Origin of the sequence: Lysinibacillus sp. SGAir0095 (assembly GCF_005491425.1) — a bacterium.
Taxonomy (GTDB): Bacteria; Bacillota; Bacilli; order Bacillales_A; family Planococcaceae; genus Ureibacillus.
Genome location: NZ_CP028083.1, coordinates 1,508,187 through 1,519,675, shown reverse-complemented (window position 1 = coordinate 1,519,675; position 11,489 = coordinate 1,508,187). Strand labels below are relative to the sequence as shown.

The 11,489-nt window shown below is 40.6% G+C and carries 10 protein-coding genes; 1 reads left to right on the top strand and 9 read right to left on the bottom strand.

Annotation, left to right across the window (positions count from 1 at the left end; all coding sequences use genetic code 11):
- The first annotated feature begins 104 nt into the window (after positions 1 to 104).
- Positions 105 to 770, top strand: a complete 666-nt coding sequence (locus C1N55_RS07485) for a trimeric intracellular cation channel family protein (RefSeq protein ID WP_137728238.1) — start codon at positions 105 to 107, stop codon at positions 768 to 770.
- Positions 771 to 934: 164 nt separating this feature from the next.
- On the opposite strand, the gene C1N55_RS07480 is transcribed toward C1N55_RS07485, so the two are convergent.
- From C1N55_RS07480 to cotE, 9 genes are all read right to left on the bottom strand, one after another.
- A complete protein-coding gene (locus tag C1N55_RS07480; protein WP_137728237.1) occupies positions 935 to 1,237 on the bottom strand; it encodes a rhodanese-like domain-containing protein in 303 nt (100 codons plus the stop codon).
- Between the two features lie 87 nt (positions 1,238 to 1,324).
- Positions 1,325 to 1,708: a hypothetical protein gene (locus tag C1N55_RS07475; RefSeq protein ID WP_137728236.1), complete on the bottom strand. Its 384-nt coding sequence runs from the start codon at positions 1,706 to 1,708 to the stop codon at positions 1,325 to 1,327.
- 108 nt (positions 1,709 to 1,816) lie between these two features.
- Positions 1,817 to 2,050 (bottom strand): RNA chaperone Hfq, encoded by a 234-nt coding sequence (hfq, locus tag C1N55_RS07470; protein WP_137728235.1) that lies wholly within the window; start codon positions 2,048 to 2,050, stop codon positions 1,817 to 1,819.
- Positions 2,051 to 2,115: 65 nt separating this feature from the next.
- Complete coding sequence (gene miaA, locus C1N55_RS07465) at positions 2,116 to 3,033, bottom strand: tRNA (adenosine(37)-N6)-dimethylallyltransferase MiaA (protein WP_137728234.1); 918 nt, start codon at positions 3,031 to 3,033, stop codon at positions 2,116 to 2,118.
- On the bottom strand, positions 3,030 to 3,944 hold the full coding sequence (locus C1N55_RS07460) for an alpha/beta fold hydrolase (protein ID WP_240758403.1): 915 nt from the start codon (positions 3,942 to 3,944) through the stop codon (positions 3,030 to 3,032). Before C1N55_RS07460 ends, miaA begins: the two co-directional genes overlap by 4 nt.
- A gap of 11 nt (positions 3,945 to 3,955) precedes the next feature.
- The gene (locus C1N55_RS07455) at positions 3,956 to 5,593 is read right to left on the bottom strand and encodes a glycerol-3-phosphate dehydrogenase/oxidase (RefSeq protein WP_137728233.1); all 1,638 of its coding nucleotides are present in this window, start codon (positions 5,591 to 5,593) and stop codon (positions 3,956 to 3,958) included.
- A 198-nt stretch (positions 5,594 to 5,791) separates the two neighbouring features.
- Entirely contained in the window at positions 5,792 to 7,684 is a 1,893-nt protein-coding gene (gene mutL / locus C1N55_RS07450; protein WP_137728232.1) for a DNA mismatch repair endonuclease MutL, read from the bottom strand.
- A gap of 245 nt (positions 7,685 to 7,929) precedes the next feature.
- Entirely contained in the window at positions 7,930 to 10,545 is a 2,616-nt protein-coding gene (mutS, locus tag C1N55_RS07445; RefSeq protein ID WP_137728231.1) for a DNA mismatch repair protein MutS, read from the bottom strand.
- A gap of 275 nt (positions 10,546 to 10,820) precedes the next feature.
- Positions 10,821 to 11,447 (bottom strand): outer spore coat protein CotE, encoded by a 627-nt coding sequence (gene cotE / locus C1N55_RS07440; protein WP_137728230.1) that lies wholly within the window; start codon positions 11,445 to 11,447, stop codon positions 10,821 to 10,823.
- Positions 11,448 to 11,489: the final 42 nt, after the last annotated feature.

Below are 11,489 nucleotides of genomic sequence, written 5' to 3'. Positions count from 1 at the left end.
TTTTTGATATTCAAATTTTATTCATTTTAATAAAAATTTACTTTACGAAAACCTATTAAACTGCTATTCTCAAACTTGCATGTTCATGTAAGGAGGCAATGTCTATGGCATGGGAAGTTTTTAGTATCATTGGTACCATCGCCTTTGCAATTTCTGGTGCAATTGTAGCCATGGAAGAAGAATACGATTTGTTTGGTGTTTATTTATTGGGGATTGTGACTGCTTTTGGCGGAGGTGCAGTACGAAACATACTAATTGGTTTACCAGTTTCAACATTGTGGAGCCAAGAAATGATGTTTCAAATTGCAATTGCGGCGATTACGGTATTTTTCCTGGTTCCTCATCATTTGATTAAACACTGGAACCGCTGGGGAAATTTCACGGATGCGATTGGCTTATCTGCCTTTGCCATCCAAGGGGCAATTTACGCTGTTTCACTTGAGCTTCCGATTAGTGCTGTCATCGTTGCGGCTGTTCTAACAGGATCCGGTGGAGGAATTATACGTGATTTATTAGCACGAAGAAAGCCATTAGTCCTTCGTGATGAAATATATGCAGTATGGGCTGCAGGGGCAGGATTAATCATTGGCCTTCAGCTTTTAGATGGGGATATATACTTATATGCATTATTTATTGCCATCACCGCTTTACGTGTTTTTTCGTATACAAAGCATTGGAAGCTACCTGTGCGAACATTGAAAAAGCTTGAAGAGACTAAATCCAAAAGTACAACAATCAAAATCGATACAAATAATAGAGCACATAGATGAGTAAATTGCTACTCATTTCTGTGCTCTTTTCTGGATTGTAGGGATTATTGGAAAATGTGTCGGGAGTTTCTATGAAAGTGTCGGAATTATCAAGAAAAGTGTCAGGAAAATCCTCAATTTTGTCGGGATTATCACTTTTCACCGTCTCCAATACTTAAAACACCTTACTTAAACTCTAGTTCCCCGTCATAAGCCATCATGCCGCCTTCAAGATTCGTTACTTGAAAGCCTTGCGATTCTAAGTATTCCCCTGCGTTGGCACTGCGTACGCCGCCTTTACATACCATGATGTATTCTTTTGATTTGTCTAATTCAGGCGCTTTTTCCGGGATTGAGCCTAATGGAATATGGATTGCACCTGGAATCATGCCCTGTTCCACCTCGAAATCCTCGCGAACATCAATAATGTTTAAATCTTCATTTGCATCAAGCAGATTAATTAATTCATCCGTTGTCATTGTTTTCATCTTAAAATCCTCCATTTACTTCCATTTAGTCACGTGTGTTTATGTGTCCGAATTAGGGACCCTTTCTTAGCACGAGCCAACTCCTACTCAGTATAATGAAAAAATGAGTCCATCGCAATTAACGAGATTTTTTGATAGAGATCCTATACTCCCCACTTCCTTTTTATCTTTCGGCAGAATCCCGTTCGTAATTTTATGTAACAATTTGTTTAAAATGCTTACGGTTGGATAGAGTACAATCAATATAACTGCTATAAAAATGATAGAGTTAAAGATTGTATTTGAGAATTGTCCTGCAACCCAATTGCCTCCATAGAAAACAAAAACAAAGGTTACAAGAATTGCGAAAAGATAGCAACTCGCTGCACCAAGAAGTTGGAATTTTGTCAGCTCTTTTAATAATTTTCTATTTTTGTAAAAAATACTGAGCATGATTACGATAGACAACACTGACATTATATTATCAGTCACAGAATACCTCCTACTCGGACAGTTTCTATTCTGTTAAAATCCTCTGAGAAAATATTCTTTGGCCCATTTCACAAAAAAAATCGGCAAGTAAATAAGCCGATTTTGTCATCAATTACCATCACTATCTGAAGTAACGGCTACATTTTTTGAAGGTGAAAATGTTGAGATAGCATGTTTGTAGATTAAATGCTGCTTGCCATCTACTTCTAGTAAAACCGTAAAATTATCATAGGATTTCACAAGACCTTTTAGTTGGAAACCGTTTAGTAGAAATACTGTTACAAAAGTGTTGTTTTTTCGAAGATTGTTCAGAAAAGTATCTTGTAGATTAATTGATTTCACGCCTTATACACCTCGTCATAATTTTCTATACTAATATATTCGGCACCTGAAATGAATTCCCCTTCTTAATATTTGAATAATTTTGAATATTTTTCGATTTTATTCCATTCATATCCTATCCATTCGACATCCATCTTGTTACGGAAGTATGTTAGCTGGCGTTTTGCGTATCTTCGTGAATTTTGCTTCAGCTGTTCAAGTGCATCCACAAGCGTCAGCCTGCCATCCAGGTAGGCATACAGCTCTTTATAACCAATTGCCTGCACAGATTGTACATCCCGAATTCCGCGCTCCCATAGGCCTTTTACTTCTTCCAGTAAGCCTTGTTCCATCATCATGTCTACGCGTAAATTGATGCGGTCGTACAATTTCTCCCTGTCCATATCAAGACCGATTATTAAATGATGATACAAAGGGACATTTCCACGATTATGTTCTTCACTAGCCTTTGACACACCGTGAAGCTCGACCATTTCAAGGGCACGGATTACACGACGCGTATTGTTTGGATGGATTGTTTTGGCTGTTTCGGGATCTAGCTCCATTAGCTTGGCATGCATGGCATCTGGTCCGATTTGAGCTAATTCATCATAGTATTTTTTTCGCGCTTCTTCGTCCACTTCTTCTTTCGTGAACTGAAAATCATATAACACGGCCTGGACGTAAAGGCCTGTTCCCCCTACAATAATCGGCAGCTTTCCACGACACTGGATTTCAGCGATTTTTTTTCGAACCAATGATTGATATTCGGCAACCGAAAAGCTTTCTGTCGGCTCCTTAAAACTTAAAAGGTGATGCGGAACGCCTTCCATTTCCTTTTCAGTAACTTTCGCTGTTCCAATATCGAGACCCTTATAAATCTGCATGGAGTCGCCATTAATGATTTCACCATTAAAAGCTTTTGCCATTTTAATACTTAAAGCTGTTTTACCCGAAGCTGTCGGCCCTACAATGGCGACAACTTCTAATTTTTTTTCATTCATCTATTTAACCACCGTGTAATTACAGAATATACATGTTTTCGATTGATTTCTTTTAATATTTCATGTCGCATGCCTTCAAAAAGGTATACGACCACATCCGTCAGGCCAGCTTCATTCATTTCCTTTGCGACCTTAAAGACTCCTGAGCCCTTGCTGCCCACTGGATCTTCAATACCACTGATCAATAAAATCGGCAAATCCTTTCGAATGTTCTTGATCTCTTCTCTTTGATTGATTATTAATAACCCATCCGTTAAATCCACAAAGTATTGATTTGTTGGGACAAAGCCACAATACGGGTCTTGAATATATTTTTCGACTTCCTCTTCGTTACTACAGAGCCAATCATAAATCGTTCTAGGATTCAATACACTTCTACTAAAACTATTGAAGCTTAAATCGTTCATTAGCTGGCTGGGTACATTCTTCCCATTCAAGGAACACAGTGAACGTGCAACACGATTTCCTATTTGGTGAAGCGCAGTTGTCGCACCTGTACCACATAAAATACATTTGTCGATCACCCCGCTATAAAGCTGAATAAACCTGCGGGCGATAAAGGATCCCATGCTATGTCCAAAAAGAACAATTTCCTGATTGCCTGGGTCCACACTGAAATACTGAATGATATCAAATACATCATCTACCGCACGTTGGAAGCCATTTTCTTCTCCAAAAAAACCGAGCTGGCCGTTAAGCTCCGCTGTTTTTCCATGACCACGATGATCATGTGCCGTCACAAAGTAGCCTTGACTTGCTAAGTTTTGTGCAAAAGCCTCATAACGTCCCCCGTGTTCTGCCATTCCGTGTAAAATATGAAAATTCCCTATTGGTGTACCTTTAGGTTTGTAAATGCGTACATAAACTTGATGTCCATCATCCATTTGTATGATCTCTGCCAGTTCAACCAACTGAATTCACCCTATTTCATTGGATTTTTTGCCTCATCAATAAATTGCTCTAATTGAGCACGATAAAATACCATTTCACTTTCAGAATAGCCCAGAATATTGCTCATTATCTCTAGTATCGCTTCTTTATATTGCTCTACTAACGCAATATTGAAATACATATAGCCCGTTCTTCGAATTAAGAAATCACACGGCGTCATCACCATTTCGTAATAAATCGAGTAAAGCAGTTCTGCATAAAGAGAAGGCGGGATATCCAGCTCACAATTATTGACTGCCTTTACATATTGGAATACCTCATCTACATTTGTACCATATTTACGGACTAATCTTTGTGTATTCGGGTAACTGATCCCGAGCTCAGTGCCTTCTTTTGATTTATTGGTTACATAGTCTTCAAAATTATATGAATTTAAACCCTTAGCCCCAGATATGGAGAGTTCTTTTGTGATACATTCTGTTGCGTGTTTGAATTTATGCAGCTTGACAATCTTATGAACAATTGTTTCCGCCATTTGTCGGTAGCCTGTTAATTTACCGCCAGCAACTGTAAGCAGCCCACTTGGTGCAATCCATAGTTCATCCTTACGGGAAATCTCAGAAGGGTCCTTTCCTTCCTGAGAAATTAAAGGTCTTACCCCTGCCCATGTAGATTCAACGTCATCTTTCGTTACGGTCGCTTCAGGGAAGATAAAACGAATCGCATCAATTAAATAGTCTACATCCTCTTTTGTGGCAATTGGTTGGATGAGGTCACCCTTATAAAATGTATCCGTTGTTCCAACATATGTTTTCCCTTCTCGAGGTATGGCAAATACCATGCGTCCGTCTACCGTATCGAAATACACCGCCTGTTCTAAGGGGAGTTTTTTTTGGTCAATGACAATGTGTACCCCTTTTGTATGGCGAATGGTTTTCTTGTTATTGATTTTATCCATTTTGCGCACATCATCAACCCAAGGACCAGTTGCATTGACAATTTGATGAGCATGGATGGTAATCTGCTCTCCCGATATTTCATCACGCACATTGGCAGCAACGATTTTTTTCTTTTTGTAAACAAAATCCGTCACTTTGGCATAGTTTAGACAAATCGCCTGATATTCAACTGCTTTTTTCAGGACCTCAATCGTCAGTCGGGCATCATCTGTTTTGTATTCGACATAGTAGCCCGCTCCACGTAAGCCTTTCGTTTTTAATAAAGGGACTTTTGCAAGCGCTTCTTTCTTTGAGAGTATTTTACGGCGCTCGTCTTTACGTACCTGTGCCAGGCGATCGTAAACCGTTAGAGCCGCTCGCGTTGTCATTTTTCCGAGCGTCCCCTCTTTATAAAGTGGGAGCAGCATCCATTCAGGCTGTGTGACATGAACTCCATTTTCGTAAACAATCTCACGTTCACGACCAACTTCTGCTACAAGTCCGACCTCAAATTGTTTTAAATATCGGAGTCCTCCATGTACGAGCTTCGTCGAGCGACTCGATGTCCCAGCAGCAAAATCCTGCATCTCCACCAGCGCCACAGAAAGTCCACGGGAAGCTGCATCTAGCGCTATTCCAGCTCCCGTAATGCCCCCTCCAATGACTAGTACATCGAAAGTAAAGCTATCTAAGGTATTCAGTATGTTCGGACGCTCCTTGAATGAAAACATTTGCAATTCCCCTTTACAAAATAGTTTGGGTGAAACTTTGATTTTTGGTTTGCTTAAAGTGTATTGTTTGAAGTTTGCTATTATATTGGGCGTAAACGCAAGTTCCGTTAGTGAAAAAATCAGCAGTATTTTTATGAAAGTCGCTCATTTTCCATTCCAATCCGCCCGTAAGCTCTTGAATTTACAATCAACTTCCACCTACATCACTCGTTTAAACATTTTTTCCACTTCATATGTAGAAAAGTGAATCATGACTGGTCTGCCGTGTGGACATGTGAATGGGTTATCGGCTTTCCGAAGATCATTGAGCAAGACCACCATTTGCTCTTTTGTTAAATAATAATTTGCTTTGATTGATTTTTTACAGCTCATCATAATGGCGGCTTCTTCACGGAGTTTTTTTACGTCGGCTCGGCGAGTTTTTAAAACTTGCTCGATCAACTCTTCGATCAGCTCCTGTTCGAAGCCTTTCGGGAACCATGTTGGGTGTTCGCGCACGACGAATGATGATTGGCCGAAATCCTCCAGAAACACGCCAACCTCCTCTAAAGCATGGACATTTTCCTTTAATATCAACGCCTCATCAGCTGAATAATGGAAAGTTAAGGGCAATAAAAGTGACTGCCTTTCGTTCGGATTGACTTCCCCTACTTTTTCACGGAAATACTCGTATTTAATACGTTCCTGTGCCGCGTGCTGATCGATTAAATAAAATCCATCCTCCATTTGGGCCACAATATAGGTTCCATGAATTTGTCCGACAATCTCAAGGTCAGGGAAGTGTTCTTTCTTAGGTGCTTCCTCCTCGACAACTGGAACTATTACGTCTTCTGGTATATCCTCCATTACTGGGTTCGACCATTCGATTTCCAACTCTGTAGGAACATCCTCTGCTTTTTCAACTTCAAATTGCTTAGAGATTGCGCTTGTATTTGGACTAACAATCGTTTCTCTCACTATTGGTGCCGGGCTGTCCGAAGTCAGTTTTTCCACAATCGCATTCATTTTAGTTTCATCAAAGGAGGGTGTAAACGGCTTCCATATATTCATTTGCTCACTTGGAACACGCACAGGCTTTTCCTTTTTCTCAGCAACCGGAACATGGATGGCAGAACGAATCGCTTTGTTTACCGCCTCCTGAACAAGCGGCAACAATTCCTGCTCTTTACTCAAACGAATTTGAAGTTTGGCAGGATGCACGTTCACATCCGTTAAGTATGGGTCGCCTTCAATATACAGGACAGCAATTGGATAGCGCTCAATCGGCAAATAAGTGTGATAAGCATCTATAATTGCTTTTTGCACAAGGTAATGTTTTACCCAACGCCCATTTACGAAAAGAGAGATATAGTTTTTATTCGCTCGCGTTACCTCTGGCAAGCTAACAAATCCATGTACTTTATAATCCTTCGATTCCCCACTGAAAGGAATCATTTTTTTCGCATTTTGCATCCCATAAATTGACGCGATTACCTGCTGCACACTCCCTCGTCCGTTTGTTTGGAGGAGGGTTCCCCCGTTATGGACGAGTTTAAATGCGATCTCGGGATAAGCCAGAGCAAGACGGTTCATATAATCTATGGAGTGACCTAGTTCCGTCTGGATTGTTTTTAAGTATTTTAGACGAGCTGGTGTATTATAAAATAATTGAGCGATCGTAATATCTGTTCCTCTGCGGAAAGCAGTCGGTTTTTTCGTAATCAGGTGACCGCCATCCATCTGAATTTCAAGCCCATTATGTTCTCCATCAGATGTTTTCAATGTTACCTTAGACACGGAAGCAATGGAGGCAAGTGCCTCCCCACGAAAGCCAAGTGTTCGAATGCGGAAAAGATCCGGTTCTTTTGAAATTTTTGAGGTTGCATGACGGGAAAAGGATTTTAATGCATCCTCTTCATCCATCCCACTCCCATTATCTGTTACTTGAATGGAGGTTAACCCTGCTTCTTCGAGAAAAACTTCAATTGATGTACTTTCTGCATCAATGGCGTTTTCAACGAGCTCTTTCACAACGGACGACGGGCGCTCAACTACTTCCCCCGCTGCAATTTTGTTGGATAACCATTCATCCATAATCTGAATTTTTCCCATGTGAAGAACCTCCTTTTTTTGTGATTCGGGATTTCATATTGAATATCTAGCCACTTCGAAATTGCTTATTATTTTCATTGTAAGTATTAATCAAACGAATTAATTTTTTGATACTTCTTTAATCCATATCAAGCAGCTGAATAGATATCCGCCCGTTTCGGCAAAATATCCGCCAACTTTATAGATATATCCGCCATAAATAGCCATTTATCCGCCACTTCTATTTATTACTAAAACTTCATTTCTTATTTCTTACTTAACAATGCTTGTTGCAGCTCGTACAGTACGTTAATTGCTTGAATTGGAGCCGTACCCATAATGTTAATTTTCGCTAGGCGTTCCAGGACATCTAACTCGACATCAGATAAGGCTGTACCCGTTTCAGGCAATACTTCATTTCCCTTAACTTCCTCTTCAAATAAAGACAACTGAAGCTCGTCTTCTGATGGCTCACTCATAACGGTCGCTGCGACAGACGTAACACCCTGAGCCTTCGATTCAAACTGTTCCAACAGTACTCTAGCGCGATCGATTATCGCTTCTGGCATTTCTGCAAGGCTTGCCACATGCACACCATAGCTTTTATCTGCTGCCCCTTGGCGCACCTTGTGCAAGAAGACCACTTTGCCATCTTTTTCAGTTGCACTAACATGTACATTTTGCAACCTAGCAAGCTGCTCCTCGAGTGCTGTCAGCTCATGGTAGTGAGTTGAAAATAAAGTATTGGCACCGATTCTATCGTGTATATATTCCATCATCGACTGCGCTAACGCCATCCCATCATAAGTGGAGGTACCGCGGCCGATTTCATCGAATAGTAATAGGCTTCTTTCAGTTGCATTTGTAATAGCGTTCTGAGATTCCAGCATTTCCACCATAAAGGTAGACTGGCCCGCTACCAAGTCATCCGCGGCCCCAATACGTGTAAAAATCTGATCTGTTATTGGCAGTACTGCCTCATCAGCCGGTACATAGCAACCCATTTGCGCTAGGACAACAATTAGAGCTACTTGACGCATATACGTACTTTTCCCCGACATGTTCGGCCCAGTAATAAGCATCATATTTTTATCATCTGGCAAGACGCAATCGTTCGGTACATACATTTGTTTGTTTAGCATCTTTTCAACTACTGGATGACGTCCGCCCACAATCTTCATAGCGCGCCCTTCATGGAAGGAAGGCTTCACAAAACGATATTTTTCGGAAACAACAGCAAAGCTACTATACACATCAAGCTCACTAATTTCAGAAGCAAGAGCTTGAACGCGTGGGATAAAGGCTTTTAACTGGTCACGCAATTCAACAAATAAATCATATTCTAATGCCAGGCTCTGTTCCTCCGCATTTAAAATGATTGCTTCTTTTTCCTTTAACTCCTCGGTAATATAACGTTCCGCATTGGCCAAGGTTTGTTTTCTTTCGTAGCGTGATAAATCTGCACTAGCAATATTCGATTTCGTTAACTCGATGTAGTAGCCAAAAATGCGATTATAGCCGATTTTCAAATTTTTAATGCCTGTCACTTCACGTTCTTTCTGCTCTAACTGGGCAATCCAGTCCTTTCCGTTACGAGCAGCAAAACGCAATTCATCTAATTTTTCGTTATAGCCCTCACGAATAACGTCCCCTTCTTTAATCGCAATTGGCGGGTTGTCTGTGATGGCTTTCGATAAAAACGCTTCAATATCCTCACACTCATCAAGCTTCTCACCTAGCTTTGAAAGCGTCGATTTTCCCGAATTCACTAGCTGTTGCTTAATGAACGGCACTTGGCGCAATGATTCGCGAAGCTGTGCCAAGTCACGTCCCCCCACATTTCCGAAGGCAACACGACCTGCTAAACGCTCTAGATCATAAACGTTTTTCAGCAATTCCTTTAATTCATTGCGTACAAAAAATTCATCCAATAAATCCGTCACGATAGCAAGGCGATTTTCGATGGCCGAACGTGTTGCCAACGGCTGGTGCAGCCATTGTTTTAATTTTCGTCCACCCATAGCTGTTACGGTCTCATCCAGCAACCATAGCAAAGTGCCCTTTTGATCGCCACCACGAATCGACTCCAACAGCTCTAAATTTCTTTTTGAATTCGTATCAATTCGTAAAAGCTGCTTTGTCTCGGTATATGTAAATTCTTGAATGTGCGACAAACTGCGCATTTGTGTACGTTCCACATATTGAAGCAAGCTTTTCGCAACGCCCTTTAATTCATTCGGTAAATTTGCGATATATCTTGACGCTTTTTCTTCAGGCATTTCGTCTTGTTCAAGAGATAGCACGATTCCAAGGTTACTTGCTTGTTCAGCTAATAAAAGCTGTAGCTGCTCTGTCACAACCAGTTCTCGAATTGTAAAAGCCATTAATTGCTGAAGTAAGCTTTTCGTTCCCCCTTCAACGATAGCTGTATTGGCTTCGCCAGTGGACACATCCAAGTATGCAAGAGCAAACGTGTTGTTCGGTAAATTTTCCGCACAGGCAATGAAATGGTTCGACTTGCCGTCTATTGTTTTCCCTTCCATAATCGTCCCAGGTGTAATCAGCTGGACGACTTCACGTTTCACAACTCCTTTTGCTTGTTTTGGGTCCTCGGTTTGCTCCGCAATTGCCACCTTGTAGCCCTTTGACACAAGCGTTTCGATATATCCTTTAGCTGAATGAAAGGGAACACCGCACATCGGGATACGTTCTTTCATGCCGGCATCGCGTCCTGTTAAAGTAATTTCTAAAACCTGTGATGCTTTGACTGCATCATCAAAGAACATTTCATAAAAGTCCCCAAGTCGATAAAAAAGGAAAGCATCCTCATATTCTGACTTGATGGCAAGATATTGTTGCATCATTGGTGTATATGTTGTCATTTTCATGGTACCTCTCTAAACTCATCTTTACTCTATAGTAGAAAAACACGTTTCGTTCATGTTCTCCAAAATAAATTCATTCTAAATAAGTATAACAAAAATCAGGTGATAACGTTGACTGGCGGGTATATATTTTACATTAAGAATAGTCTTAAAATAGAGAAAACAGGATTACATGCCTTCGGGGGCAATAATACTGTTTTCTACTCAACCAAACAATAAAGAAGAGCGCCTGTTTGTTCTACTCTTTTCGAGTAGCGGGCGCTCTCACTTTATTAACGAAATGATGATGAGTCTTCAATAAATTTAAAGCCATTGCTTGAAGATGAAGACGATGATGACGAAGAGCTTGAGCTTGAACTTGAGCTTGAGCTCGAACTAGAGCTTGAGCTTGAGCTAGAACTAGAGCTTGATGAAGATTCATCTTCTTCATATTTCCACTCTTCTTCGTAATCTACTTCATGTATAGAAACCACAACTTTAGTTTCGCCAATGATTTCTACGACAAATTCACGTTCGATTACTACATTAAAGCAGTCACCATTTTGGTTAATTACCGCTTCGATACAGTTTGGCTGTTGGACAACACGTACATGGCAGTCATTCGATTCAATTACATCATTATCGCGGTAGTGAAGTTTAATGCGATCTTTGTAGCTGATTGTTTCCGAGTGAACTGCTGTTTTTGTATTATTATTGTACGCATACCATACGTTTACATCGAACTTTCCTGAGATTTCAACATATTTCCCTACTTTTTTTGCATTGTAGTGATGGTTGATCACCCAACATCCTAAAATACTAGTTGGCGTAGATGAAGGGCGAATCACTTCGCTCGCTTCAACTCTCTTCTTACCTTTAGCGACAACCGCTTTTGTCACTATTTGACGCAAACGTTTCAACGCTTTTTCCTCCTTTAACATCTAGTCGAACTATACTATGCG

Coding starts and splice junctions, on each gene's coding strand:
- C1N55_RS07485 (WP_137728238.1), top strand. CDS start 105: ATGGCATGGGAAGTTTTTAGTATCATTGGTACCATCGCCTTTGCAATT.
- C1N55_RS07480 (WP_137728237.1), bottom strand. CDS start 1,237: ATGAAAACAATGACAACGGATGAATTAATTAATCTGCTTGATGCAAAT.
- miaA (WP_137728234.1), bottom strand. CDS start 3,033: ATGAATGAAAAAAAATTAGAAGTTGTCGCCATTGTAGGGCCGACAGCT.
- C1N55_RS07455 (WP_137728233.1), bottom strand. CDS start 5,593: ATGTTTTCATTCAAGGAGCGTCCGAACATACTGAATACCTTAGATAGC.
- mutL (WP_137728232.1), bottom strand. CDS start 7,684: ATGGGAAAAATTCAGATTATGGATGAATGGTTATCCAACAAAATTGCA.
- mutS (WP_137728231.1), bottom strand. CDS start 10,545: ATGACAACATATACACCAATGATGCAACAATATCTTGCCATCAAGTCA.